Source organism: Pseudomonas sp. HY2-MNA-CIBAN-0224 (assembly GCF_040310285.1).
Classification (GTDB): domain Bacteria; phylum Pseudomonadota; class Gammaproteobacteria; order Pseudomonadales; family Pseudomonadaceae; genus Aquipseudomonas; species Aquipseudomonas helleri.
This window is the reverse complement of record NZ_JBEOPQ010000016.1, coordinates 16505-43395: the sequence shown is the minus strand read 5'-3', so window position 1 is coordinate 43395 and position 26891 is coordinate 16505. Positions and strand designations below refer to the sequence as shown.

Annotated in this window: 23 protein-coding genes; 7 read left to right on the top strand and 16 right to left on the bottom strand. The window is 58.2% G+C overall.

Features of this window, described 5'->3' with window-relative positions; genetic code table 11:
* The first annotated feature begins 80 nt into the window (after positions 1-80).
* Together AAEZ03_RS10325 and AAEZ03_RS10320 are read left to right on the top strand one after the other, a co-directional pair.
* A complete protein-coding gene (locus AAEZ03_RS10325) occupies positions 81-335 on the top strand; it encodes an FAD assembly factor SdhE (protein ID WP_048385476.1) in 255 nt (84 codons plus the stop codon).
* Positions 319-771, top strand: a complete 453-nt coding sequence (locus tag AAEZ03_RS10320) for a protein YgfX (protein ID WP_350578263.1) — start codon at positions 319-321, stop codon at positions 769-771. Before AAEZ03_RS10325 ends, AAEZ03_RS10320 begins: the two co-directional genes overlap by 17 nt.
* Here the strand turns inward: AAEZ03_RS10320 and nadB are convergent.
* On the bottom strand, positions 740-2356 hold the full coding sequence (nadB, locus tag AAEZ03_RS10315; RefSeq protein ID WP_350578261.1) for an L-aspartate oxidase: 1617 nt from the start codon (positions 2354-2356) through the stop codon (positions 740-742). The genes AAEZ03_RS10320 and nadB overlap by 32 nt on opposite strands.
* Positions 2357-2874: 518 nt before the next feature.
* Between nadB and rpoE the strand changes: the two genes are divergently transcribed.
* The 4 genes from rpoE (at position 2875) to AAEZ03_RS10295 (ending at position 6653) form a co-directional block, all read left to right on the top strand.
* Complete coding sequence (rpoE, locus tag AAEZ03_RS10310) at positions 2875-3456, top strand: RNA polymerase sigma factor RpoE/AlgU (RefSeq protein WP_048367992.1); 582 nt, start codon at positions 2875-2877, stop codon at positions 3454-3456.
* 31 nt (positions 3457-3487) lie between these two features.
* A complete protein-coding gene (locus AAEZ03_RS10305; protein ID WP_123749757.1) occupies positions 3488-4078 on the top strand; it encodes a sigma-E factor negative regulatory protein in 591 nt (196 codons plus the stop codon).
* An 8-nt stretch (positions 4079-4086) separates the two neighbouring features.
* Positions 4087-5055 (top strand): MucB/RseB C-terminal domain-containing protein, encoded by a 969-nt coding sequence (locus AAEZ03_RS10300; protein WP_123749758.1) that lies wholly within the window; start codon positions 4087-4089, stop codon positions 5053-5055.
* A gap of 182 nt (positions 5056-5237) precedes the next feature.
* Complete coding sequence (locus AAEZ03_RS10295; RefSeq protein WP_350578257.1) at positions 5238-6653, top strand: DegQ family serine endoprotease; 1416 nt, start codon at positions 5238-5240, stop codon at positions 6651-6653.
* 126 nt (positions 6654-6779) lie between these two features.
* Here AAEZ03_RS10295 and AAEZ03_RS10290 read toward each other — a convergent pair whose 3' ends face one another.
* The 12 genes from AAEZ03_RS10290 to arcD (AAEZ03_RS10235) all read right to left on the bottom strand — a co-directional run bounded on the left by AAEZ03_RS10290 (position 6780) and on the right by arcD (AAEZ03_RS10235) (position 21176).
* Positions 6780-7268: an RDD family protein gene (locus AAEZ03_RS10290; RefSeq protein ID WP_350578254.1), complete on the bottom strand. Its 489-nt coding sequence runs from the start codon at positions 7266-7268 to the stop codon at positions 6780-6782.
* 94 nt (positions 7269-7362) lie between these two features.
* Entirely contained in the window at positions 7363-7575 is a 213-nt protein-coding gene (locus AAEZ03_RS10285; RefSeq protein WP_007977299.1) for a cold-shock protein, read from the bottom strand.
* A gap of 430 nt (positions 7576-8005) precedes the next feature.
* Positions 8006-9127 carry a glycine cleavage system aminomethyltransferase GcvT gene (gene gcvT, locus AAEZ03_RS10280; protein WP_350578251.1) on the bottom strand — a complete coding sequence of 374 codons (1122 nt, stop codon included), beginning with the start codon at positions 9125-9127 and terminating at the stop codon, positions 8006-8008.
* Positions 9128-9144: 17 nt separating this feature from the next.
* Positions 9145-10521 carry an L-serine ammonia-lyase gene (locus tag AAEZ03_RS10275; protein WP_350578248.1) on the bottom strand — a complete coding sequence of 459 codons (1377 nt, stop codon included), beginning with the start codon at positions 10519-10521 and terminating at the stop codon, positions 9145-9147.
* 127 nt (positions 10522-10648) lie between these two features.
* Positions 10649-13507 carry an aminomethyl-transferring glycine dehydrogenase gene (gene gcvP, locus AAEZ03_RS10270; RefSeq protein ID WP_278938098.1) on the bottom strand — a complete coding sequence of 953 codons (2859 nt, stop codon included), beginning with the start codon at positions 13505-13507 and terminating at the stop codon, positions 10649-10651.
* Between the two features lie 10 nt (positions 13508-13517).
* On the bottom strand, positions 13518-13901 hold the full coding sequence (gene gcvH / locus AAEZ03_RS10265) for a glycine cleavage system protein GcvH (RefSeq protein WP_048367977.1): 384 nt from the start codon (positions 13899-13901) through the stop codon (positions 13518-13520).
* A gap of 294 nt (positions 13902-14195) precedes the next feature.
* Positions 14196-15704 (bottom strand): transcriptional regulator GcsR, encoded by a 1509-nt coding sequence (gcsR, locus tag AAEZ03_RS10260; RefSeq protein WP_048385459.1) that lies wholly within the window; start codon positions 15702-15704, stop codon positions 14196-14198.
* A 155-nt stretch (positions 15705-15859) separates the two neighbouring features.
* Positions 15860-16219: a DUF5064 family protein gene (locus AAEZ03_RS10255; RefSeq protein WP_123749762.1), complete on the bottom strand. Its 360-nt coding sequence runs from the start codon at positions 16217-16219 to the stop codon at positions 15860-15862.
* A 57-nt stretch (positions 16220-16276) separates the two neighbouring features.
* Positions 16277-17206, bottom strand: coding sequence for a carbamate kinase (arcC, locus tag AAEZ03_RS10250; RefSeq protein WP_123749763.1), 930 nt, complete (start codon positions 17204-17206; stop codon positions 16277-16279).
* Positions 17207-17371: 165 nt separating this feature from the next.
* The gene (locus AAEZ03_RS10245) at positions 17372-18382 is read right to left on the bottom strand and encodes an ornithine carbamoyltransferase (protein WP_278938100.1); all 1011 of its coding nucleotides are present in this window, start codon (positions 18380-18382) and stop codon (positions 17372-17374) included.
* Between the two features lie 75 nt (positions 18383-18457).
* Positions 18458-19714, bottom strand: a complete 1257-nt coding sequence (arcA, locus tag AAEZ03_RS10240; RefSeq protein ID WP_153334183.1) for an arginine deiminase — start codon at positions 19712-19714, stop codon at positions 18458-18460.
* Between the two features lie 34 nt (positions 19715-19748).
* Positions 19749-21176: an arginine-ornithine antiporter gene (arcD, locus tag AAEZ03_RS10235; protein ID WP_048367967.1), complete on the bottom strand. Its 1428-nt coding sequence runs from the start codon at positions 21174-21176 to the stop codon at positions 19749-19751.
* A gap of 448 nt (positions 21177-21624) precedes the next feature.
* Between arcD (AAEZ03_RS10235) and arcD (AAEZ03_RS10230) the strand changes: the two genes are divergently transcribed.
* Entirely contained in the window at positions 21625-23052 is a 1428-nt protein-coding gene (gene arcD, locus AAEZ03_RS10230; RefSeq protein WP_123749766.1) for an arginine-ornithine antiporter, read from the top strand.
* A 36-nt stretch (positions 23053-23088) separates the two neighbouring features.
* Here the strand turns inward: arcD (AAEZ03_RS10230) and AAEZ03_RS10225 are convergent, their stop codons facing one another.
* The 3 genes from AAEZ03_RS10225 to AAEZ03_RS10215 all read right to left on the bottom strand — a co-directional run bounded on the left by AAEZ03_RS10225 (position 23089) and on the right by AAEZ03_RS10215 (position 26870).
* Complete coding sequence (locus tag AAEZ03_RS10225; RefSeq protein WP_048368458.1) at positions 23089-23493, bottom strand: YbaN family protein; 405 nt, start codon at positions 23491-23493, stop codon at positions 23089-23091.
* A 58-nt stretch (positions 23494-23551) separates the two neighbouring features.
* Positions 23552-24160: a biliverdin-producing heme oxygenase gene (locus AAEZ03_RS10220; protein ID WP_153336018.1), complete on the bottom strand. Its 609-nt coding sequence runs from the start codon at positions 24158-24160 to the stop codon at positions 23552-23554.
* Positions 24161-24272: 112 nt separating this feature from the next.
* Positions 24273-26870, bottom strand: a complete 2598-nt coding sequence (locus AAEZ03_RS10215) for a TonB-dependent receptor (protein WP_278938102.1) — start codon at positions 26868-26870, stop codon at positions 24273-24275.
* Positions 26871-26891 lie beyond the last annotated feature (21 nt).

The following is a 26891-nucleotide window of genomic DNA, read 5'->3' as shown; positions in this document are numbered from 1 at the left end:
AGGTTCTCGACAACCGACCAAAGCCGACTGTTCTCTCTTGGATCGGTCTGTATACTTGCGCTCTATTTGAGGAGCGCTCCATGGTCGAAGATGTTGAACTCAATCGTCTCTACTGGCACAGCCGCCGCGGCATGCTTGAGCTGGACGTACTGTTGGTACCGTTCGTCAAGGAGGTTTACCCGCACCTCAATGACGTTGATCGCGAAGTCTATCGCAAGCTCCTGGAGTGCGAAGACCAGGACATGTTCGGCTGGTTCATGGAGCGCAGCGAGTCTCAAGACCCCGAGCTGCAGCGCATGGTCCGCATGATTCTGGACCGTGTCCAGCCCAAGTGATTTCTTCGAATGCCGCTGGCAGGCCTCCGGGCAATTGCTGGCGGCGTATCTGGCAGCGCAATCGCTGGCGCTGATCTCAATCTGCCTTCTTTCGATACCCGTGTGGGCTCGCCTGCTTGGGCTGTTGTTGTGCCTGATGCATGGCGTTTGGGCAGTGCCCCGGCATATTCGATTGACCCACGCCAAGGCCTTCAGCGGTGTGCGACGAAACGCCGAGGGGTGGCAGTTATGGAGTCAGGCCAAGGGTTGGCAGGCCGTGCAGTTGCAGCGCGACAGCCTGGCGTTGCCGAGGATGGTGCTGCTGCGCTTCAGGGTGCCGGGCGAGTGGTGGGTGAGGGCGGTGTGCATCCCGCGTGACGCGCTGGCGCCGGATCAGCACCGGCGCTTGCGCGTGCGACTCAAGTTCAGTCGGCGTAGGTGGTTGGCACCAGAATAGTGTCCAGCGCTTCAGGCAGCATGTCCGGGTAGTCGAGGGTGTAATGCAGCCCCCGTGACTCCTTTCTCGCCATTGCACTGCGAATCATCAACTCCGCCACTTGCGCCAGGTTGCGCAGCTCAATCAGGTCGCGGCTGACTTTATAGTTACTGTAGAACTCGTCGATTTCGTCCAGCAGCAGGCGCACACGGTGTTCGGCACGTTGCAGGCGTTTGTTGGTACGGACAATGCCCACGTAGTCCCACATAAAGCGCCGCAGTTCATCCCAGTTGTGGGCGATGATCACGTCTTCGTCCGAATCGGTCACCTGGCTGGCATCCCAGCTGGGCAGCGAATCCGGAATGTCGATGTGTTCGAGTTGCGTGAGGATGTCGTCAGCCGCAGAGCGGGCGTACACGAAGCACTCCAGCAATGAGTTGCTGGCCATGCGATTGGCACCGTGCAGGCCGGTAAAGCTGGTTTCGCCAATGGCATACAGGCCGGGGACGTCGGTGCGCCCGTGACCGTCCACCATGACGCCGCCGCAGGTGTAGTGCGCCGCAGGCACCACCGGAATCGCCTGTTTGGTGATGTCGATGGAAAATTCCAGGCAGCGTTCATAGACCGTCGGGAAATGGGTTTTGATGAACGTGTCGGACTCATGGCTGATGTCCAGGAACACGCAGTCGATGCCCAGGCGTTTCATTTCGTGGTCGATGGCACGGGCCACGATGTCTCGCGGGGCCAGTTCACCACGCGGGTCAAAACGGTGCATGAAGCGCTCGCCATTCGGCAGCTTGAGGTGTGCGCCTTCGCCACGCAGGGCTTCGGTGATCAAAAAGCTTTTGGCTTGCGGGTGATACAGGCAAGTGGGGTGGAACTGGTTGAATTCCAGGTTCGCGACCCGGCAGCCCGAGCGCCAGGCCATGGCAATGCCATCACCGCAGGCGCCATCGGGGTTGCTGGTATAGAGGTACACCTTGGCCGCGCCGCCTGAGGCCAGAATGGTGAAGCGCGAGCCGTAGGTGTCGACTTCGCCGGTGGCGCGATTGAGCACGTAGGCTCCCAGGCAGCGGTCGTCTTCTTGGCCCAGGCGACGGGCGGTAATCAAATCAACGGCCACCCGTTGTTCGAGCAATTCTATGTTGGGGCGCTGGCGGGCTTGTTCGAGCAGAGTCTTGAAAATAGCCGCGCCGGTGGCATCGGCGGCGTGAATGATGCGGCGATGGCTGTGGCCGCCTTCACGGGTGAGGTGGAACTCGAATCCTGGATGTTCAGGGTCGGCGTCCTCATCGCGGGTGAAGGGCACACCCTGGTCGATCAGCCACTGAATGGCTTCGCGACTGTGTTCGACCGTAAAACGCACGGCATCTTCATGGCACAGGCCGCCCCCGGCATTCAGGGTGTCTTCGACGTGGGACTGCACCGTGTCGGTGTCATCCAGTACGGCAGCGACGCCGCCCTGCGCCCAAAACGTCGAGCCGTTGGCCAGATCGCCCTTGCTCAAAACTGCAATGCGCAGATGGCCTGGCAGTGACAGCGCCAGGCTCAGACCGGCAGCCCCGCTGCCAATCACCAGCACATCGTGTTGAAAATGTTGGCTCATTCTTCTTATGTCCGCAAAAAAAGCGCCCACTAGTATATAGAGGGGGGGATCGGCACAATAGCCGGGCCTTTGTGGCGTTGGGTCATTACAGCGGGCGAGAAGTGTGCCTCAGAGTGTGGCGATCTGCATGCCGTTTTGCAGAATAAATCGGCAAACCAGAGGCTGCGCGTCGGGCACAACCTGCGCACGAACTGTATTTTATCCTGCTATAGACGTGACACCTGGTCTGAATTTTGGAACTTTTCCTACGGCTCAGGGTTCAATAGCAGGTTGCCCGCCATAAAGGGGAGTTGCGTCAATGCCATGCGGGGTTGATTTTACGGCCCGTGCAGGTGACTTTGACGACAAGATTATTGACGCAGCCGGCCAGGCCCGAGCTGCGTTTTCGTGCGTGCCAAATCCGAGTGCGCAGGAAACTTGCCAGGGGGGAGAGAACTTTTGCGTAAAGCCCGAGTCTATGTTTGCAAGCCTGATCAATTAGCAAAACACTCTTCCTCCCGGTCTTATGAGGAGTATTCATGCTAACCCAGGAAGAGGATCAGCAGCTGGTCGAGCGCGTGCAGCGCGGCGACAAGCGTGCATTTGATCTGCTAGTGCTGAAATACCAGCACAAAATTCTCGGGTTGATCGTGCGTTTTGTGCACGACACCCATGAAGCCCAGGACGTGGCACAAGAAGCCTTTATCAAGGCTTACCGTGCACTTGGCAATTTTCGCGGAGACAGCGCCTTTTATACGTGGCTGTACCGCATCGCCATTAACACGGCGAAAAACTATCTGGTGTCACGCGGTCGTCGTCCACCCGATAGCGATGTGAGTTCTGAAGATGCTGAATTTTATGATGGTGATCACGGTCTGAAAGATCTGGAATCGCCGGAGCGCTCTTTGCTTCGCGATGAGATCGAAGGCACGGTTCACCGCACCATTCAGTTACTGCCAGAAGATTTACGTACGGCGTTAACTTTACGTGAGTTTGATGGTCTGAGTTACGAAGATATTGCGAGCGTCATGCAATGTCCGGTGGGTACCGTACGATCCCGGATTTTCCGTGCTCGGGAAGCCATCGATAAAGCCCTGCAGCCGTTGTTGCAGGAAAACTGAGACAGCGGCGACAGCCAAGAGAGGAACCGCCATGAGTCGTGAAGCCCTGCAGGAATCGCTGTCCGCAGTGATGGATAACGAAGCGGACGAACTGGAATTACGTCGGGTATTGAATGCCTTTGACGATGCACAAACACGTGCCACCTGGGATCGCTATCAGGTTGCCCGTGCAGTGATGCACAAAGATCTGCTGATCCCTCGCCTGGACATCGCATCTGCAGTATCGGCCGCACTGGCCGAAGAACAAACACCCGCCAAAGCCAAGCGCAGTCACTGGCAAAGCATTGGCCGCCTGGCAGTTGCTGCCTCGGTGACGGTGGCTGTTCTGGCGGGTGTCAGACTGTACAACCAGGATGACATTGTGGGCGCCCAACTGGCCCAGCAAGGCACTCAGCCTAGCCTGAGTGCGCCGACAGTTAAAGGCCCGGCGGTACTGGCTAACTACAGCGAGAGCTCTGATCAGGGCACCGGCCCAATGGCCAATGGTGTACTGCAAGGCCAGGCTGGTTGGCAGAATCAGCGTTTGCCGGGCTATTTGCGCCAGCACGCTGAACAAGCGGCCATGAAAGGAACTGAAAGCCCGCTGCCTTACGCACGAGCTGCAAGCCTGGAAAACCGTTAAGGGCCATCATGCGCGTCCTACCTCTGTTACCGCTTTTGCTCAGTGGTTTTTTTGTTGTACCTGCTCATGCCGATGACGCCCAAGACTGGCTAAAACGCTTAGGCGCGGCTGAGCAGCAGCAAAGCTATCAAGGCACGTTTGTTTACGAGCGCAATGGGAGTTTTTCGACCCATCGCATCTGGCACCGCGTGCAAGACGGCAACGTGCGTGAACGACTGGTGCAGCTTGATGGTGCACCTTATGAGGTGGTCCGTGCCGATGGGCGCACTGAGTGCGTCACTGGCAAACTGATCAACGGCCTTGCAGATGTCGCCGACACCACCGCGCGACAGCTGGATTTGCAACGCCTTGAAAACTGGTATGCCGTGACTCGCGCGGGTGATTCGCGGGTAGCCGGTCGCCCTGTGGCAGTCATTGTGCTAACCCCGCGTGACCAGCATCGCTATGGCGTTGAACTGTATCTGGACCGTGAAACCGGCTTGCCTTTGAAGTCATTGCTGGTCAATGACAAAGGTCAGTTGCTGGAACGTTTTCAGTTCACCCACCTTGAAACGACGCCGCCCAACGACAGCCAGCTCACCCCCAGTAACCGTTGTCAGGCCGTGGCCACCTCTCAAGCGGCTGCACCTGTGAGCAAACCTGTGCACAGCTGGCATTCCGACTGGTTGCCGCCAGGGTTTGAGCTCTTGAGCAGCAACGTGCGTCGCGATCCCAAAACCAAAACAGAAGTCACCAGCCTCATGTATGACGACGGCTTGACGCGTTTCTCGGTGTTCCTCGAACCCCTGAAAGGCGACGCTGTGCCCGACATGCGCCTGCAGCTGGGGCCGACTGTTGCGGTCTCAAGGCACCTCTCGACCCCTGACGCAGAGATCCTCGCAACCGTGGTGGGCGAGATCCCGATGGGCACTGCAGAGCGCATCGCACTCTCGATGCGGGCAGGGCAGGCCGAACCCTCGGCGACGGTCAAACCTTGATGGAACACTGAAATGCGCGGTGAACATTTCAAATTGTTTTTTTCATTTTTTTTACAAAGGTCAGTGCCTAATGGGCTCTGACCTTGTTTGTTTCTGGTCCGCCCAAAAACCGGTCTATGCTGGCTTAAGTTTTTGGGACTCATTGCACAACCCTGCTGGCTATTAACGGGAGCTGTAAACCAATGCCTCGATTGAAGTCTTACTTACCCATTTTTGCTGCCGTGCTGATGCTCGGCCAGGCAGTGCCCGCGCTGGCTGAAGCGCAGTTGCCCGACTTCACGCAGTTGGTCGAGCAGGCATCACCCGCCGTCGTCAACATCAGTACGACGCAAAAGCTGCCGGACCGCAAAGTCTCGAACATGCCAGACCTAGAAGGCTTGCCGCCGGGGCTGCGTGATTTCTTTGAACGCGGCATGCCGCCAGGCATGGGCGGTGGCCAAGGTGGGCGTCAGCGCGAAGCTCAATCGCTGGGATCGGGTTTTATCATCTCCCCGGACGGCTACATCCTGACCAACAACCACGTAGTGGCTGACGCTGACGAAATCATCGTGCGTCTGTCTGACCGCAGCGAAATGAAAGCCAAGCTGGTCGGTACCGACCCGCGTTCCGATGTGGCCCTGCTGAAAATTGATGGCAAAAACCTGCCGGTGCTGAAGTTGGGCAAGTCCCAGGACCTCAAGGCCGGTCAATGGGTGGTAGCGATCGGCTCGCCGTTTGGCTTTGACCACACCGTCACCCAAGGCATCATCAGCGCCATCGGCCGCAGCCTGCCGAATGAAAGCTATGTGCCGTTCATCCAGACTGACGTGCCAATCAACCCGGGTAACTCCGGTGGCCCGCTGTTCAACCTGGCAGGTGAAGTGGTCGGCATCAACTCACAGATCTACACCCGTTCCGGTGGCTTTATGGGCGTGTCGTTCGCGATCCCTATTGATGTGGCCATGGACGTTTCCAACCAACTCAAAGCCGGCGGCAAAGTCAGCCGTGGCTGGTTGGGCGTAGTGATTCAAGAGGTCAACAAAGACCTGGCTGAATCCTTCGGCCTGGAAAAACCAGCCGGTGCGCTGGTTGCTCAAGTACTGGACGACGGCCCGGCTGCCAAAGGCGGTCTGCAAGTGGGTGACGTGATCTTGAGCATGAACGGCCAGCCGATCGTCATGTCGGCCGACCTGCCGCACTTGGTAGGCGCGTTGAAAGCCGGTAGCAAAGCCACGCTTGAAGTGGTGCGTGACGGCAAGCGCAAAACCCTGGACCTCACCGTGGGCGCTATCCCGGATGAAGGCAAGGAAATGGCTGGCCTGACCGGTGCTGAGCAAAGCAGCAACCGTCTGGGCGTCGCTGTCGCTGACTTGACCGACGAGCAGAAGAAAGCCAACGACATCAAAGGTGGCGTGATCATCAAAGACGTACAGGACGGTCCTGCGGCGTTGATTGGTCTGCAACCGGGTGACGTGATCACTCATCTGAACAACCAGGCGATTACCGATGCCAAGCAATTCACTGAAATTGCCAAGGCATTGCCAAAAAATCGTTCGGTCTCGATGCGTGTACTGCGTCAGGGCCGCGCGAGCTTCATTACCTTCAAGCTGGCAGAGTAACCAACCCTTGTAGTCGCTGCTGAAGGCTGCGAAGGGTTGCGCAGCAACCCGTTTCTCCAGCAAACGGCAGTGACCACAGAGACACAGCAACAATAAAAAGCCCGTATCGCGAGATACGGGCTTTTTTTATTTCTTTTGTTTAGGGATGCGAACCAGCTGGCTGTCGGAGTATATGTCGTGCCAGGTGCGCTTGCGTTTATCGAACACAGACCAGATAAACCCCAGCCCTAAACACAGCCACGAACCAATCGACACCATAAAGCGCAACAGCGCTTGCCACAGGCTGATCGCCGACCCATCAGCGTTTTGCACCCGCACACCCCACACTTGCATGCCCAGGGTTTGGCCGCTGTGGGTCCAGAACTTGGCAAAGAACGCGAACAGGACAAACAACAAAATGGTCGAGAGCAACGGGTCGCCATCCAGCGCCCCGGCTTCGGTCAGCTCGCGCATTTTGGCTTCACCGATAAAGCCCATCATGATCAGCTTGTAGATAAACGTGGTCACGATCAGCAGGGCCGTACACAGCAGAAAGTCATAGAACATGGCTGCCAGACGGCGCCCCAGGCCGGCGGCGTGAAAGTCGCCTTGGGGGCTAAGTGGTGGTTTCGACATGGCAGGCTCTCGTGAAGGAAAAACCCATCTTACGAAATTGCGCCCACAAAAAAGCCTCTGATGTCAGCATCAGAGGCTTTTGTGCAGCAGAAGCTTAGGCTTCGGCTTGAACTTCGTCAGCCTGCATGCCTTTTTGGCCCTGAACAGCGATGAAGGTCACTTTCTGGCCTTCTTTCAAGCTTTTGAAACCGTTGCCTTGAATGGCACGGAAGTGTACGAACAGATCCGGACCGCTTTCCGGAGTGATGAAACCAAAACCTTTCTCGTCGTTAAACCACTTGACGGTACCGCTCTGACGTTGAGACATTTCTTAATTCCTTGACGCTAACAATTAATGGCAGCCTCCTTACGTTGAAAGAGGACTGGTGCTGGGTTGCAGGAAAGTAAGAGACGCAGAACGGGTTGTAGCAAACATAGAGCTACTGCCCAGGTCACGATTCCAGCGACCCATGCAAACACAGTGGTCAAACTCTACGAAAACAGAATTAAAAAAACAAGCCCCTTAAATAAACCCCTTTATAACCTCATGCAGTTCACTTATAGCAACGCATTTAAAAGATCAAAAGATCGCGAGCAAGCTCGCTCCTACAGTGGGCAGCATTAAAGAAAGTGTGTTCATAGAAATGTTCAATTGTTTTCATGTTTAAAGTGCCTTTTTCGCTATCGAAACTTCGCACTGTTTTGAGGCAGTTGTATGGCACGCAAGTGTCATACAACTGTATAAAAAGCCCGGGGGCTTATCCCCGATAATAACGTTGCGCTACAAACGGCAGTTTAGACACTTTCATCGGTACACGTTTACCCCGAACAATCGCCCAGACCTCGGTGTCTATCGGGTTGAATGCACTGTCCAGATACGCCATGGCCAGCGGTGCGCCCAAGGTCGGGCCGAAGCCGCCGCTACACACTGTGCCGATGACGTTACCCTGTGCATCGACCACCTCGGCGCCTTCACGTACCGGTGTGCGTTCCTGGGGCAGCAGGCCGACCCTTTTTCGTGCAACCCCTTGTTGTTGGGCAAAAATGGTGTCAGCACCGGGGAAGCCACCCGCACGCGGGCCGTCGGCACGGCGCGCTTTAGAGATCGCCCATAACAGGCTGGCTTCAATTGGCGTGGTCTTTTCATTCATGTCGTGGCCATACAGGCACAGACCGGCTTCAAGGCGCAGTGAATCACGTGCGCCCAAACCAATGGCCTGAACCTCAGGCTCAGCCAACAGGGCGCGGGCGAGTTCTTCTGCGCGTGCCGTCGGTACCGAGATCTCAAAGCCGTCTTCACCGGTATAACCCGAGCGGCTGACGTAACACGCCGCGCCCAGCAGCGTCACAGGCTCAAATTGCATAAAGGTCATTTTGGCCACGTCAGGTGCCAGACGCTGCAACACGTTCACCGCTGCCGGGCCTTGCAGGGCCAGCAGGGCGCGCTCTTCAAACAGCGGCTGGATCTCGCAGTGGGCGCCCAGATGTTTGCGCAGGTGAGCCAGGTCCTGCTCCTTGCAGGCCGCGTTAACTACCAAAAACAATTGGTCATTACCCATATTGGCAACCATCAGGTCATCCAGGATGCCGCCTTGTTCGTTGGTGAACATGGCGTAACGTTGCATGCCCACGGGCAGGTCGATGATGTCGACGGGCACCAATGCTTCCAGTGCTTTGGCGGCACCAGCGCCGGTCAGCAGGATCTGCCCCATGTGCGAAACATCAAACAACCCGGCCTGTTCACGGGTGTGCAAGTGCTCTTTCATCACGCCCAGCGGGTATTGCACAGGCATGTCATAGCCGGCAAACGGCACCATGCGGGCGCCGAGTTCAAGGTGCAGTGCGTGCAGCGGGGTAATGAGCAAGTGTTCGGTGGACATTCGTGACTCCTTGAAAATCAGCACTCAATAATGTTGACAGCCAGACCGCCGCGGGCGGTCTCTTTGTATTTGCTTTTCATGTCGGCGCCGGTCTGGCGCATGGTGCGGATCACCTTGTCGAGCGAGACAAAGTGCTGGCCGTCGCCGCGCAACGCCATGCGCACGGCGTTGATGGCCTTGACCGAGCCCATGGCGTTGCGTTCGATACACGGCACTTGCACCAGCCCGCCAATCGGGTCGCAGGTCAGCCCCAGGTTGTGTTCCATGCCGATTTCGGCGGCGTTCTCGACTTGTTGCACGCTGCCGCCCAGCACTTCGCAGAGCGCGCCCGCGGCCATGGAACAGGCCACACCGACTTCGCCCTGGCAGCCGACTTCGGCGCCCGAGATCGAGGCGTTTTCCTTGTACAAAATGCCGATGGCGGCAGCCGTCAGCAGAAACCGCACCACGCCGTCTTCGTTGGCACCGCCGATAAAGCGCATGTAGTAATGCAGCACGGCCGGGATAATCCCCGCAGCTCCATTGGTGGGCGCGGTGACCACGCGCCCGCCGTTGGCGTTTTCCTCATTAACGGCCAGTGCATACAGATTGACCCAGTCGAGCACGGACAGCGCATCGCGCAGGGCGGCTTCCGGGTGGCTGCACAGTTGACGGTGCAGCGCAGCAGCCCGGCGCTTGACCTTTAAGCCACCGGGTAAAATCCCTTCATTGCGACAGCCCGCGCTCACGCAGTCCTGCATCACTTGCCAGATGTGCAGCAGGCCACTGCGGGTTTCGGCTTCCGGGCGCCAGGCGCTTTCGTTGGCCAGCATCACCTGGCTGATGGACAAGTGCTGCGTGGCGCAATGGTTCAGCAGCTCTTTGGCGGTCTTGAACGGGTACTTCAGTGGCGTACTGTCTTCGACGATACGGTCAGCGCCCGCAGCGTCTTCATCCACCACAAAGCCGCCCCCGACCGAGTAATACTCGCGGCTGCGAATCTGTATGCCGGCAGCGTCCAGGGCGCGAAAAATCATGCCGTTGGGGTGAAAGGCCAAGGGTTTGCGAATCATCGCCAGGTGCAGTTTTTCGTTGAAGTCGATGGCGTGTTCACCGTTGAGGTTCAAACGCCCGCTGCTGCGAATCCGGGCCAGGCGTTCGGCCACGGTTTCGGTGTTGACGGTGTCCGGGAGTTCGCCTTCTAGCCCCAGCAACACGGCTTTGTCGCTGCCGTGACCTTTACCGGTGGCGCCGAGGGAACCATACAGCTCGACTTTCACGCAGGCTGTGCTCAGCAGCAAACCCTCGCGGGCCAAACCTTCGACAAAACGTGCGGCAGCCCGCATGGGGCCGACGGTGTGGGAACTGGAAGGGCCGATGCCAATTTTGAACAGGTCGAACACGCTTAACGACATAGGGTTCTCCGGTTTCTTATAGATGAATTGGCAATACATCACCTCTGTAGGAGCGAGCTTGCTCGCGATCTTTTGATCTTTAAAAGCTCGCGAGCAAGCTCGCTCCTACAGGGTGTTTGGGGTGTTGTTACGCCTCCTGATAGCTCTCGATCGACGGGCACGCGCAGACCAGGTTGCGGTCGCCGAACACGTTGTCGACACGGCCCACCGGCGGCCAGTATTTGCCTTCGATCAACGACGCGACCGGGTACACCGCTTGTTCACGGCTGTACGGGTGAGTCCACTCGCCAACGATTTCTGCGGCCGTGTGCGGGGCGTTTTTCAGCGGATTGTCGTCTTTGTCGAGGGTGCCGTTTTCGACCGCGCGAATCTCTTCGCGGATGCGGATCATGGCTTCGCAGAAGCGATCCAGCTCTTGTTTGGATTCACTTTCAGTCGGCTCGATCATCAACGTGCCCGCCACCGGGAACGACATGGTCGGCGCGTGGAAGCCAAAGTCGATCAGGCGCTTGGCCACGTCATCAACGCTGATGCCGCTGGTTTCTTTGAGCGGGCGCAGGTCGAGGATGCATTCGTGCGCCACCAGGCCGTTGGCGCCCGAGTACAGCACCGGGTAATGCTCTTCAAGGCGGCGGGCAATGTAGTTGGCGTTCAAGATGGCCAATTGCGAGGCGCGTTTCAGGCCTTCGCCGCCCATCATGCGGATATACATCCAGGTGATCGGCAGAATGCTGGCGCTGCCGAACGGGGCGGCACACACCGCGCCTTCCTTGCGCTCCAGGGCGCTGTGGCCCGGCAGGAACGGGATCAGGTGCGACTTGACGCCAATCGGGCCAACGCCCGGGCCGCCACCGCCGTGGGGGATGCAGAAGGTTTTGTGCAGGTTAAGGTGCGACACGTCGCCGCCAAACTTGCCCGGTGCGCACAGGCCGACCATCGCGTTCATGTTGGCACCGTCGATGTACACCTGGCCGCCGTTGTCATGAATGATGCCGCAGATTTCGCGGATGCCTTCTTCAAACACGCCGTGGGTCGACGGGTATGTGATCATCAGCGCGGCAAGGTGATCGCGGTGCTCGATGGCCTTGGCGCGCAGGTCTTCAATGTCGACGTTGCCGCGTGCGTCGCAGGCCGTCACCACCACGCGCATACCGGCCATGTGTGCGGTCGCCGGGTTGGTGCCGTGGGCCGAGGAGGGGATCAGGCAGATGTCGCGGCGCTCTTCGCCACGGCTCTGGTGATAGGCACGAATGGCCAGCAAGCCGGCGTACTCACCTTGGGAACCGGCGTTGGGTTGCAGCGACACGGCGTCGTAGCCGGTGGCCTCGCAGAGCATGAGTTCCAGCTCGCGGGTCAGTTGCTGATAGCCCTGGCTTTGCTCGGCAGGAGCAAAGGGGTGCAGGTTGCCGAACTCAGCCCAGGTCACCGGGATCATTTCGCTGGCGGCGTTGAGCTTCATGGTGCACGAGCCCAGCGGGATCATGGTGCGGTCCAGCGCCAGGTCTTTGTCAGCCAGACGGCGCAGGTAACGCATCAGCTCGGTTTCAGACTGATAACGGTTGAACACCGGGTGGCTCAGAATCGCCGACTGGCGCAGCAACGCCGCAGGCAGCGTGCCTGTTACCGATTGGGCCAGCGCGTCGAAGTCAGGCAATGTCTGGCCATCGACCGCGAGCAAGGCCCACAGGGCAACCACGTCGGACAGGCTGCTGGTTTCGTCCAGCGACAGCCCAAGGCGTTCGTCGTCGACCACCCGCAGGTTGATGTGCTGGGACTGAGCCTTGGCGTGCAGCGCGCTGGTGCGGCTGCCGGTGTACAGAGTCAGAGTGTCGAAAAACTGGCTTTGCTCAACGTTCAGCCCCAGCCCCTTCAGGCCCTGGGCAAGGATTGCAGTCAACTGATGGATGCGCCGGGCAATCTGGGTCAGGCCTTGAGGCCCGTGGTACACGGCGTACATGCTGGCGATGTTGGCCAGCAACACTTGAGCGGTGCAGATGTTACTGGTGGCCTTCTCGCGGCGGATATGTTGCTCGCGGGTTTGCATCGCCAGGCGCAGTGCCGGTTTGCCGTGACGGTCTACTGACATGCCGACCAGACGCCCCGGCATGTCGCGCTTGAAGGCATCGCGGGTCGAAAAGTAAGCCGCGTGCGGGCCACCAAAGCCCAGTGGCACGCCAAAGCGCTGGGCGCTGCCGATGGCCACGTCGGCGCCGAATTCACCAGGCGGTGTCAGCAAAGTCAGCGCCAACAAGTCAGCGGCCACCGCCACTAGCGCGTTAGCGGCGTGGAAGCGTTCAACCAGATCGCGATAATCAAACACGTCGCCGTTGCTTGCCGGGTATTGCAGCAGGGCGCCGAAAAACGACGACAAGTCGCTCAACTCACGTTCGTCACCCACCACCACTTCAATACCCAGCGGCTCGGCACGGGTGCGCAGCACATCGAGGGTTTGCGGGTGGCAGTGGCGGGAGGCGAAGAAGCGCTCGCTGGTTTTGTTCTTGCTCAGGCGTTTGCAGAAGGTCATGGCTTCGGCGGCCGCGGTGGCTTCGTCGAGCAGCGAAGCGTTGGCAATCGGCAGGCCGGTGAGGTCGCTGATCAGCGTCTGGAAATTCAGCAAGGCCTCAAGGCGACCCTGGGAAATTTCCGGCTGATACGGCGTGTAAGCGGTGTACCAGGCCGGGTTTTCCAGCAGGTTGCGCAAGATCGGCGAAGGCGTGTGGCAGTTGTAATAGCCTTGGCCGATATAGGTTTTATGCAACTGGTTTTTCGCCGCGATGGCTTTGATCGATGCCAGGGCATCGGCTTCACTTTGGCCAGCGGGTAGGTTGAGTACGCTGGTGCCTTTAATGCCTTCCGGGATGACGCTGGCGCTGAGCGCTTGCAGCGAGTCAAAGCCCAGGGTGGTGAGCATGGCCTGTTCGTCGGCCTGACGCGGGCCGATGTGGCGCGCGATGAATTCATTGGCAGTGCTGAGATTAATCGTCATGGCCGGCTCCTCAGTTGTCGTCTTGAGCTTTGATCAAGCGGTCGTAAGCGTCCTGCGTGAGCAGTTTGCCGAGCGCCTCGGGATCAGCCGGTTTAAAGCGGAAAAACCAGCCTTCACCCAGCGGATCCTCGTTGACCAGTTCTGGACTGTCTTCGAGTTTAGCGTTCAGTTCGAGGACTTCACCGTCCAGTGGCATGTACACGCCGCTGGCGGCCTTGACCGATTCAACCGTGGCGGCTTCAGCCCCTTTGTCGTAAGCCTGCAACTCTGGCAACTGAACAAACACCACATCGCCCAAAGCGTTTTGCGCAAAAGCCGTAATGCCTACGGTCACGCTGCCATCGGCTTCGGCACGCAGCCATTCGTGGTCTTCAGTAAAACGCAATTCGCTCATCGAAACTCCTCAGGGCCAGACATGTCTGGTGGTCACAGGTGTAATGCTCGAGCCGGTCGAGCTGAATGCGAAAGCCATTGCAAGATGGTTGCCAGTTTCTAAAAAGCCTTATTTATCAGTTGGTTATAGGTTGTTCGCGGATGCCTGATTCATCACGCTGTAGCGAAATCGCTACAGTGCTGGCGCAATTAAAAAATCCAAGAGGATCAAAGCCTTGGGTTACTGAGGATTGCCGTATCTGTATCGAAATCGTTCCGCTGGAATGAATTCAATACGGGACATGGGGCTTGCGGATTAATTCTTACCCGGAATGCCGTACTTGCGCAGGCGGTGCGCAATGGCGGTGTGCGAGGTTTGCAGGCGGCTGGCCAGTTGGCGAGTTGAGGGGTAGCTGACGTAGAGTTTTTCCAGCAGGGCTTTTTCGAACGTTTCGACCGCCAGTTCCAGGGTTTCAATTTCGCCATCGCTTTGCCGGGCCACCGAAGTGCCTGCGATGTCGAGGTCACCGATATCCACCAGCGTGCTTTCACAGATTGCGGCCGCGCGGAAAATCACGTTCTGCAATTGCCGCACATTGCCCGGCCAGCGATTGCCCAGCAACGCCGGATAGGTGCCGGGTGCCAGGCGGCACACTGGGCGCTGGATTTGTGTGCAGGCCTGCTGCATAAAGGCGCGTGCCAGCAGCAAAATATCCTGGCCACGCTCGCGCAGCGGCGGCACCTCAAGGTTCAGTACGTTCAGGCGATAGAACAGGTCTTCGCGAAACGTCCCTTCATTGACCATTTTTTCGAGGTTGCGGTGGGTCGCGCTAAGGATCCGCACATTGACCTTGACCTCGCGCTCGCCGCCCACGCGACGAAAGCTGCCGTCATTCAAAAAGCGCAGCAGCTTGGCTTGCAGGTAGGGCGACATTTCGGCGATTTCATCGAGGAACACCGTGCCGTGGTTGGCCAACTCCATCAGCCCCGGTTTGCCGCCGCGCTGGGCGCCGGTGAAGGCGCCGGGGGCATAGCCAAAGAGCTCACTTTCGGCCAGGTTTTCCGGGAGCGCCGCGCAGTTCAAGGCTAAAAACGGCGCTGCAAAACGGGTGCTGATCGCATGGCAGGCGCGGGCCACGAGTTCTTTGCCAGTGCCGGTTTCGCCCTGAATCAGCAAGGGCGCATCCAGCGCCGCCACGCGCTGGGCACGGGCCTTCAGGGTGCGAATCGCCGGGGAGTCACCGAGCAGCGCATCAAAGCCCTCCGCGTGGTCGTGATGCAGGGCGGCCAACCGCTCACCAATACGGCTGGGCTGGTACAGCGTGAGCAAAGCACCGGCGTCGGTAATCGGCGTGGCATCGAGCATCAGCGGCTGGCCGTTGAGCGTCACTTCGCGCAGCGGCAGGCGAAAGCCGTTTTCCAGCAACACATTGAGCAGGCCGGGATCGCTGAACAGCTCGCCGATGCTTTCACCGGTGGGGTCACGGCCATACAGCGTGACCAGCGCCGGGTTGGCCAGCAGTACGTGGCCACCGCTGTCCAGCGCCAGTACCGGATCGGTCATGGCGGCGAGCAGGGCGTCGAGTTGCAGGTGGCGGCGCTGGCCGGGAAGGATATCGACTACCCGCACCGACTGCACGCCGTTGACCCGGAACAGCGCTTCGCGCAACTCGTCGAGCACTTGCGGGCTGAGGGTCGGGGCGTCGATGTAGACGTTGGGCGGGACCATCTCCACGGCATCCAGGTTGAGATTACGCCCGCCGAGCAACGCCAGAACTTCCTGGGTGATGCCGACACGGTCGATAAAACTGACATGGATACGCATGGGAACGAGAAAACTTAAGCCAGGGGATGGCCAGTATGCCTTGGCGGGGAGGATTGGTGAAATGTGAGCCGCACATCGGCTCTGTAGGAGCGAGCTTGTCTCGCGATCTTTTGATCGTTTAAAAGATCGCGAGGCAAGCTCGCTCCTACAGGGGGTTATTCCAGGTGTTCAGGTTTTACCGGGTCACCCGGCTTGACGTCGAGTTGCTCTCGTACGTCCTTGAACATCAAGTCGTAGTATTTATGCATCGACAGGATGTTCGCGTTGCTGGGGATACCGTTTTTCACGGCGATTTTGAAGGCCACGCGGGCGAAATCGAACGCCATGTCCTTGGGCAGCGTGAACGAGTCCTTGAAATCCTTTTTGTTGATCTGGCCGTGCATGTCGAACTGCATCGACCTGCCTTCCTTGGGATCTTGAACGACCTGGTAATCGATTTTGATGTCATAACCAAAGTCGCCCGGCTGCAGCGGTTCGCGATGGATATGCAGGTGACCGGGTTCGAACGAGGCCATAGGGCTGCTCCTTGAGGCTAAGTAGTCAAGGGCAGACCGCCAGGCCTGCCCTTGGGTTCAGAAGTAGGTAATACCAGGTTTCTCGGTGCTCACTCGAGTACCTGCCTTACCTTGAACGATTGCTTCAATATCCGCCAGTGCGCCGATCACGGCAGTCTTGCCGGTCTTGCGGGCAAATTCACAGGCCGCTTCAACTTTCGGGCCCATGGAGCCAGCGGCAAAGCCGAGTTTTTCCAGTTCGTCCGGGTGCGCCTGTGTAATGCCTTTCTGGTCAGGTTTGCCCCAGTTGATAAAGGCAGCGTTGACGTCTGTGGCGATTACCAGCAAGTCACTGTTGAGCTGTTGAGCCAGCAGGGACGAGGCCAGGTCTTTGTCGATCACCGCCTCAATGCCTTTGAGATTGCCGTCTTCGCCGTACATGGTCGGAATACCGCCACCGCCCGCGCAGATCACCACGGTGCCTTTTTCCAGCAGCCATTTGATCGGGCGGATTTCAAAGATGTGTTTGGGCTTGGGGCTTGGCACCACACGGCGGAACTTGTCGCCGTCCGGGGCAATGTCCCAGCCTTTTTCAGCGGCCAGGCGCTTGGCGTCAGCTTCGCTGTACACCGGGCCAATCGGCTTGGTCGGGTTCTTGAAAGCAGGGTCTTTGGGATCGACTTCGACCTGGGTCAGCAAGGTGGCGAAAGGCACGTCCTTGGGCAGCAGGTTGCCCAGTTCTTGCTCGATCATATAACCGATCATGCCTTCGGTTTCAGCCCCGAGCACGTCCAGCGGGTAGGGCGCAACGTCAGTGTAGGCAGCGGCTTGCAGCGACAGCAGGCCCACTTGCGGGCCGTTACCGTGCGCCACCACCAGTTCGTTGCCAGGGGCGACGCGGGCGATTTGGGCGGTGGCTGTACGGATGTTTTCGCGTTGGTTGTCAGCGGTCATGGGCTGACCGCGACGAAGAAGGGCGTTACCGCCCAGTGCAACGACGATACGCATAGAAAATGTCCTTATTTAAAGGGGAGGGTAAGCGACGCTGTGGTGTGGGAGCGGGCTTGCTCGCGATGCTGGCGACGCGGTCTGTCTCTGAACGCGCGCGGATACCATCGCGAGCAAGCCCGCTCCCACAGAAGGCCTGTGTACACAGGCCAACCGAACCAGGGCTTAGATATCAGCCAGCGCCGCCACCAGAATGGCCTTGATGGTGTGCATGCGGTTTTCAGCCTGTTCAAAGGCAATGTTGACCGGCGACTCGAACACTTCTTCGGTCACTTCAATGCCGTTTTTCAGGTTCGGGTGATGCTCAGCCACGTCCTTGCCGACTTTGGTTTCGCTGTTATGGAACGCCGGCAGGCAGTGCATGAACTTCACGCGCGGGTTTTCTGCCGCCTTGATGATGTCGGTGTTGACCTGGTAAGGCAGCAGCAGCTTGATGCGTTCGTTCCAGGTTTCAACCGGCTCGCCCATGGATACCCACACGTCGGTGTGGATGAAGTCCACGCCTTTGACCGCCGCTTTCGGGTCTTCGGTCAGGGTGATTTTGGCACCGCTTTCCTTGGCGAATTCCTGGCACTGTTTGACGAAAGCTTCTTCTGGCCACAGGCTTTTTGGTGCGGCGATGCGCACGTCCATGCCCAGTTTGGCGCCGATCAGCAGCAGCGAGTTACCCATGTTGTTGCGCGCATCGCCCAGGTAGGCGTAGCTGATGTTGTGCAGCGGCTTGTCGCTGTGTTCGCGCATGGTCAGCACGTCAGCGATCATTTGCGTCGGGTGGAACTCAGCGGTCAGGCCGTTGAACACCGGTACGCCTGCGTACTTGGCCAGCTCTTCGACAATCACTTGCTCAAAGCCACGGTATTCGATGGCGTCAAACATGCGGCCGAGAACGCGGGCGGTGTCTTTCATGCTTTCTTTGTGGCCGATTTGCGAAGAAACCGGGTCGATGTAAGTCACGTGCGCGCCCTGGTCGTGGGCCGCCACTTCGAACGCGCAACGGGTGCGGGTCGAGGTTTTTTCAAAAATCAGCGCGATGTTCTTGCCTTTCAAGTGCGGCTCTTCAGTACCGGTGTACTTGGCGCGCTTGAGGTCACGGGACAGATCCAGCAAGAAGTGCAGCTCACGAGGGGTGTGATGAACCAAGCTCAGCAAGCTGCGGTTTTTCATGTTAAACGCCATGGGGATCTCCTGGGTTTCTGGTTAACCGGCTTGCGCCGCCCCTTGTGGGGTCAGCGCAAGCAATCAATGGGTGACTTAGTAATCGATTGGGTCGCGTACGATCGGGCAGGTCATGCAGTGGCCGCCGCCACGGCCGCGTCCCAGTTCAGAGGCGCTGATGGTGATCACTTCGACACCGGCCTTGCGCAGCAGGGTGTTGGTGTAGGTGTTGCGGTCGTAGCCGATGACCACGCCAGGCTCCAGTGCCACGACGTTGTTGCCGTCATCCCACTGCTCACGTTCGGCGGCGAAGCTGTTACCGCCGGTTTCGACAACGCGCAGGGTTTTCAGGCCCAGGGCTTTGGCGACCACATCGAGGAAGCTGGCTTCTTCACGACGAACGTCAATGCCACCGGCTTTGCTTTCATCCGGGTACAGGGAGAAGGCGACAATCTGATTGACCACTTCCGGGAAGATGGTTACCAGGTCGTGATCGCAGAAGCTGAACACGGTGTCCAGGTGCATCGCCGCGCGAGACTTGGGCAGCCCGGCAACAATCACACGCTCAACCGCTTTGTTCTTGAACAGGTTCTGTGCCAGTTGGCCGATGGCCTGGCGTGACGAGCGCTCACCCATGCCGATCAGCACTACGCCCTTGCCGATTGGCATCACGTCGCCGCCTTCGAGGCTGGCATTGCCGTGGTCAACGGTCGGGTCGCCGTACCAGACCTTGAATTCAGCTTGGGTGAACTCAGGGTGGAACTTGTAAATTGCCGTGGTCAGCAGGGTTTCCTGACGGCGGGCTGGCCAGTACATCGGGTTCAGCGTTACGCCACCGTAGATCCAGCAGGTGGTGTCACGGGTGAACTGAGTGTTCGGCAGGGGCGGCAGGATAAAGCTGGTGTGGCCCAGGAAATCACGGAACATCTGGATGGTTTTGCCACCGAAGCTATTGGGCAGGTCGTCAGCTGAGACACCGCCAATCAGGTACTCGGCAATGTGGCGCGGCTCAAGGCTCTTGAGCCAGGCTTTGACTTCATTGACCAGGCCCACGCCCACTTGGTTTGGCGTGACCTTGTGGTCAAGGATCCAGTCCAGCGCTTCTGGAATGGCAACAATATCGGTCAGCAGGTTGTGCATCTCCAGCACATCAATCCCGCGATCGCGCATTTTGGTGACGAAATCGAAGTGGTCACGCTTGGCCTGGTTGACCCAGAGCACGTCATCAAACAACAGCTCGTCGCAGTTGCTCGGGGTCAGACGCTGGTGAGCCAGGCCTGGGGAACACACCATAACCTTATGCAGCTTGCCGGCTTCGGAATGCACGCCGTACTTCACTTTTTCCGTGGTCATTACAGTCATCCTCCAAAGTACATAAAACAGGGTGTTACAGGGTTAGAAAGCCGTCGTAGAGGCCATACGCTGCCACCAGGGCACCGATAATCACTGCGGCAAAAATCACTTTCTCGATGTTGGTAAACACTTGTTGGCCGCTTTCGCGCTTGGCCTTGGCGAACAAGATGGCGCCAGGTGCATACAGCAGCGCCGAGAGCAGCAGGTACTTCAGACCACCGGCATAGATCAGCCAGATCGCGTAGATCAGCGCGACAGAACCGATGATCAGGTCTTTTTTGCGTTCAGCCAGGGCGTTCTCGTAAGTCTCGCCGCGCACCGCCAGCAGCAGGCCGTAGGCCGCCGACCAGAGGTAAGGCACGAGGATCATCGAGGTCGCCAGATAGATCAGCGACAGGTAGGTGCTTTCCGAGAACAGGGTGATGATCAGGAAGATCTGCACCATCACGTTGGTCAGCCACAGGGCGTTGACCGGTACGTGGTTGGCGTTTTCCTTCTTCAGGAACGCCGGCATGGTGTGGTCTTTGGCAGCCGAGAACATGATCTCTGCACACAGCAGCACCCACGACAGCAGGGCACCCAGCAAGGACACGATCAAGCCGACGCTGATCAGCACCGCCCCCCAGTGGCCGACCACGTGTTCAAGCACGGCCGCCATCGAAGGGTTTTGCAGTTTTGCCAGTTCTGGCTGAGTCATGATGCCCAGCGACAGCACGTTCACCAGCACCAGCAAGAGCAGCACGGTGATAAAACCGATCACGGTGGCGCGACCGACGTCTGAGCGTTTTTCGGCACGGGACGAGAAGATGCTCGCGCCTTCGATACCGATGAACACCCACACGGTGACCAGCATCATGTTGCGCACCTGGTCCATCACGCTGCCCAGCGACGGGTTTTTCAGGCCCCAGATGTCACTGGTGAAGATGTCCAGTTTGAAGGCGAACAGTGCAATCAGAATGAACAGAATCAGCGGCACGACCTTGGCGACGGTGGTCACCAGGTTGATGAACGCTGCTTCCTTGATGCCGCGCAAGACCAGAAAGTGCACGGCCCAGAGCAGAATTGACGCGCCGACGATGGCGGCGACCGTGTTGCCTTCACCGAAGATCGGGAAGAAGTAACCGAGTGTGCTGAACAGCAGCACAAAGTAACCCACGTTGCCCAGCCAGGCACTGATCCAGTACCCCCAGGCCGATGAGAAACCCATGTAATCGCCAAACCCGGCCTTGGCATAGGCGTACACGCCGCCGTCCAGGTCGGGTTTTCGATTGGCCAGGGTCTGGAACACAAATGCGAGGGTCAGCATGCCCACGGCGGTGATCGCCCAGCCGATTAAAATCGCCCCGACATCCGCACTTGCCGCCATGTTTTGCGGCAGCGAAAAAATCCCGCCGCCAATCATTGAACCGACTACCAGAGCAACCAATGCACCTAGTCGAAGTTTTCCAGGAGTGTCAGACATTTAGAGTGACTCCAATCCATGTGAAGTGATGTCTCAGAGGTTATTGCGTTGTTTGCTTACCCTGTTGACTTAGGTCAGGTCATGACTACATTCCATTGTCAGTAGAGCGGGGAGGTCGCTATTGCGCATTTTTATGACGCGCGCTGGAAACCCGGCTCCAGAGGGCTTTCAGGTAATACAGCGGCTTTAATTGATTCGTCGTGGGGAATGAAGCTAGACACTATTTGAGAATTTGCAAATGTGAGCCGAATGTTTCATTTAACGACCTGTGAAATGAAAACGTCATCTGCATCTGCGCTGGTTTTTGGTCTTTAATAGAAAATCTTGCTGTTAAAAAATCAGGCTTATAGCGCAACTTTATTAAACGTTTGGGACAAACATTTATTTACTCGTAAATGCCTGTCGCTTGATAACCAGCATTAATAAAACACCCAACAAAGAGGTAGCGATGTCTCAGCAGACCCAGAAGCTTCGGCTCAATGCCTTGATTGCGTTAGTGGTCGGGTCGATGATTGGCGGCGGTATTTTTTCATTGCCACAAAATATTGCCGAACGAGCCGCTGGCGCTGCGGTATTGATTGGTTGGGCAATCACGGCGGTGGGCATGCTGGCGCTGGCCTTTGTGTTCCAGACCCTGGCCAATCGCAAGCCGGAGCTGGATTCGGGGGTGTACGCCTACGCCAAGGCCGGGTTTGGCGACTACATGGGCTTCTCGTCGGCCTGGGGGTACTGGATCAGTGCCTGGATGGGCAACGTGGGTTACTTCGTGTTGCTGTTCAGCACCTTGGGTTTTTTCGTCCCCGCGTTTGGCCAGGGCAATACGCCCATTGCCATTGGCTGCGCGTCGCTGTTGCTGTGGGGCGTGCATTTTTTGGTAATGCGCGGCATCAAAGAGGCCGCGTTTATCAACCAGCTCACCACCGTCGCGAAAATCGTACCGATCGTGATGTTTATCGTGCTGGCCGCCGTGGCGTTTAAAGCCGACATCTTCACCCGTGACCTGTGGGGCGCTGAAATGCCCAGCGTTGGCAGTGTGATGGACCAGGTGCGCAACATGATGCTGGTCACCGTGTTTGTGTTTATCGGCATCGAAGGCGCGAGTGTTTACTCGGGGCGCGCCGAAAAGCGTTCCGACGTGGGCAAGGCCACCGTGATCGGGTTTCTCGGCGTGCTGGCGTTGCTGGTGCTGGTGAACGTGTTGTCGATGGGCATCATGACTCAGCCCGAACTGGCGCAACTGCAAAATCCGTCCATGGCCGGGGTGCTCAAGCATGTGGTGGGGGATTGGGGCGCGATTCTGATCAGCATCGGCCTTGCGGTTTCATTGCTCGGTGCGCTGCTGTCATGGGCGTTGTTGTGCGCCGAGATTTTGTACGCGACGTCTCGGGATAAAACCATGCCGGCGTTCCTGAAAAAGGAAAACGCCAACCATGTGCCGGTCAACGCCCTGTGGCTGACCAATATCATGATTCAGCTGTTTCTGGTCATCACGCTGGTGTCATCGGGCACCTACACCACCCTGATCTACCTCGCCTCATCGATGATTCTGGTGCCTTATTTCTGGTCGGCGGCGTATTCGGTGTTGTTGTGCGTGCGCGGTGAGACCTACGCCAAGGCCAGTCGTAGCCGGGTCAAGGACTTGCTGATAGGAGCCATCGCATTGATCTACGCGATGTGGTTGCTGTATGCGGCGGGGCCCAAGTACTTGCTGTTGTCCGCGTTGCTCTATGCGCCGGGGATATTTCTGTTTGCCAAGGCCAAGCGTGAGCAAGGGCAGGCGTTGTTCAAGGGCATAGAGCCGCTGATATTCGCGGCAGTCGTGATTACCGCGCTGGGCGCGGCGTATGGGCTGTACAGCGGGGCGTTAACGCTCTAACCCCCAATAAACGGTAGGAGCGAGCTTGCCGTTCAGTTACTCGCTCGCCAGCGGCAAGCGTTCCGGGCGGGACCAGATCCACAGGTTGCCCATGCTCATGCCGGCAATGGCCAGAAACACCGGCCAGTCGTGATCAAGCACGTAAAGCATCAACCCGGCACACAGCAGCATGCTGATGGTGGCGCTGACTTTGGCTTTGCGCTGGATGATTTTACCGTTGCGCCAATTGAACAAAATCGGGCCAAACAAACGGTGGTTTTCGAGCCAGGCACTCAGGCGAGGGGAGCTTTTGGTCGCAGCCCAGGCAGCGAGCAAAATAAATTCGGTGGTGGGTAAGCCAGGGATCACGATGGCGATCAGGCCGATGCCCAAGCTGACGTAGGCCAGCACGCCAAACAGGAAACGGGCGATTTTGGATGAGGATTGAGTTGGGTGTGTCATAGGCTCAAGGCGCAGAAAAAGATACTCGGTCAGCGCTCGCTGACCGAGCAGATCCTGCTTAGGCCAGTTCTGGCTCAGCAGCGTAAGCATGTTCCAGCAATACGGTAAAACGTTCAAACGCGGCGACAGCACCTTTGTCCAGGTCGGCTTCTTCTTCGGCGCTCAGTTCCAGGCCGTCGAGGGTTTTAACGAAGCTCTTCCAGCCTTCAGCACGACCACCGGCCGGTTCGCCCAAGTGGCGTGCACCGAAAGTTTCGCTCAGGTCCAGTGCCACAGCACGCTTGATCAAAAACGCAGCGCCAAGCTTGGAGCCTTCCGACACAAAGATCCAGCCCAAGGCTTCAGCTTTGCTCGGAGCATTGACTGCGCCAGCGACTGGAGCAGGCACCTGGGTGTTCAGGTCCGCCAGGTCAGCCTTGGCTTGTTCTGCACGGCAACGCTCTGGCAGGTCCGGCACGATCTCTTTCAAGGCCGCGTCGGTGTACAGCGCTTGCAGCTCGGATTGGAACAGATATTGAGCCACAACAAAACGGGCGAAGTTTTCGCGGGTGTCGAAAGGCTTGTGAGCTTTTACCAGTGCATCGAGCTTTTGATGCGGCTCGTTGGTGATCTGGTTCAGGCGTTGAGAACGCAAGGCTGGACGCTGTGCGGAATCAGGAGTGGTCATGCAAATATCCTTGAGAATGAGATGCGCTTTGTAACTAGACGATCAAGAAGACGCATCACAGTAAAAATTCCTCACTGCGTAGCCTGAAAAGACTACGCAGTGGATGTGTCTATCAGATGTCCCACACCAAATTGACCGAGAAGTTGCGACCTGGAGCGGTCAGGCGGTCCATGTTGGCGGGGTTGAGCACACCGGCTTCACCCACGCTGTCGTAGCCGCGCACGTCATCCCAGTTCCAGTATTTCTTGTCGGTCAGGTTGTACAGGCCGGCGTTGACGGTGACGTCCTTGGTGACTTTGTAGAAACCGGTGAGGTCCACTACGCCATAACCTGGCGACTTGAATTGCTTGCTGGTGCCGTCCGGGGCAAAGAAGCTGGTGTTGTCCACCTGGTCCTTGCGCTTGACCAGTGTCCAGCTGACCAGAGCGCCGTAGGTTTCCTGGTCGTAGCCCAGACCCATAACGGCTTTGAGCGGGTTGACGCTGTTGATCGGCTCGCCGTTGTCGTCGTTTTTGCCATGGGCATAAGCTACCGAACCGCGCGTGTACAGGCCTTTTGGCGCACCGAACGCATCCAGGTTCAACTGACCTTTAACCTCGGCACCCTTGATGGTGGCGTGTTTGATGTTGTTGCTCTGGAACGTGGTTTCGCTGTAGCCGGGGGTGATGGCGTCTTCGTTAATGAAGTCGCGGTATTTGTTGTAGAACACCGCTACATCGAATGAACCCGCATCAAACTTGCCACGCAGGCCGGTTTCGAAACTTTTGCTTTTTTCCGGTTCCAGGTTCGGGTTGGCCGCTACTTTGTAACCGGCCGCCAGGTTTTCGAAGGTGCCGTACAGCGCTTTGGCCGTCGGCGTACGGAAACCTTCCGCGTACTGGCCGTACCAGGTGTATTGCTCAGTCAGGGCGTACGTCAGGCCGAATTTTGGCGAAACGCGGTGCCAGATTTTCTTCTCGTCACTGACGTTGGCGCGTTCATCGGCCGGGATCGTGTTGAGGAACTCCTGGGTGATGTGCGGCGTCAGGCGCGTGTAGTCGTAACGCAAGCTTGGCGAGAACGTCCAGTCGTTCCAGCTGATCTGGTCTTGGGCGAACAGGCTGTAGGTGTTGATGGTGGGGTCCGGGAAGTCGCTGGACTTGACCAGGTAATCGGACGGGCTGTCAGCGCCGATTGCCGTACAGCCGCGGCCTACTGCCAGGCACGTACCCGAGCCGCTGCGCGAGCTGGTGACTTTCTGGTTTTTCAGAGTGGCGCCGTAGGTCAGCAAATGATCGGTTTCACCGATGCTGAAGGCCTTGTCTGCCTGTGCGTCGAGGACCCATTGCTTCTCTTGATACGTGGTGTCGCGAGAGCGCATGACATTGCGGGTGAACGGGAAATAATCTTCCAGCGTGGTCTCGTCGGTTTTGGCGATTTGGTAATTCAGGCTGGTCTTGATGTGATCAGCAACCAGGCTGTCGACCGTCATGGTGTTGACCAGGCCGAAGCGTTCACGGCTCACCGTGTCGGTGCCGGTACGCGAGCGGTACATGCCCAATGGCTGGCCGTTGGTGAACGGCCCGCCGACGGCGCTCTTCACATTGACGTCGTCGTGGCTTTTGTACTTCTCGTAGGTGAAGGCCAGACGGTCGTCATCGTTGTAGTTCCAGCCGGCCTTGGCCAGCACGCTGGTGGTTCTCACGTCTTCCGGGTTGGCCGCGGTACGGGCCAGGCCGTTGCCGCCACGGTCGCCGTAAGATTCGGTGTCATGGCCATCGCGCTGGCTAAAGTGCAGCAAACCGTCGAAGTCACCCGAGCGACCGGCCACGGTGCCCGACTTGAGCCAGCTGCGGTCAGCCGAGCTGTAACCGGTTTTGAGGCGGGCGCCAACGTCCTGGCCCGGCTTGATGATGTCATCCGGGTCCAGGGTGAAGTAGCTGACGGCACCGCCAATGGCGTTGCTGCCGTACAGCACGGACGCCGGGCCACGGAGGATTTCAACGCTTTTGATGATTTCAGGGTCAACGTAGTTGCGTTGGGTCTGGGCGTAAGGGCCGTTGAAGAACGAGTCGGGGATCTCAACGCCATCGATCTGGGTGAGGATCCGGTCGCCGTCGATGCCGCGAATGTTGTAGCCGGTGATGCCGCCGCGCTGGCCGGCGCCGCCTACCGAAACACCCGGCTCATAACGAACCAGGTCTTTGATGGTGTTAACGTTTTCGCGGTCCAGGTCCAGGCGGTCATGAACGGTGACGGTGCTGGGTACGGCGCTGACGTCTTGTGCGTTACGCGTGGCACTGATGGTCACTTGCTGCAAGGCCAGGGTGCCGGAGGTCGCGCTGCGTTTTTCCAGCACGATGTTGTTAGTGCTCAGCTTGCGGTACGTCAGGTTGGTGCCGGTGAGCAGGCGCTCCAGGGCTTTTTCCGGGCTCAGGGAGCCACGTACGCCGGGCGAGGCCACGTCCTGTGCCAGCTCTGCCGGCAGGCCGACTTGCCAGCCAGTCACGCTGCTGAAGTCATTCAACGCAGAGGCGAGTGGCTGCTGAGCGATCGCAAACTTATAACTGCCCACGGAGCGGCTGGCTGGCTGCGGATCGGTTGCGGCCAGGGCCGGGGCGGCCTGTACGCCAGCCATCAGCATGGCAACGGTCAACAACGACAATGTGCACTGGTGCAAGCCGCCAGTGCGAGCGTTGGAAGTGGACCGGCTGTTGAAACGTGTGGGCATTGATAGCGCTCCAGAGGTGAC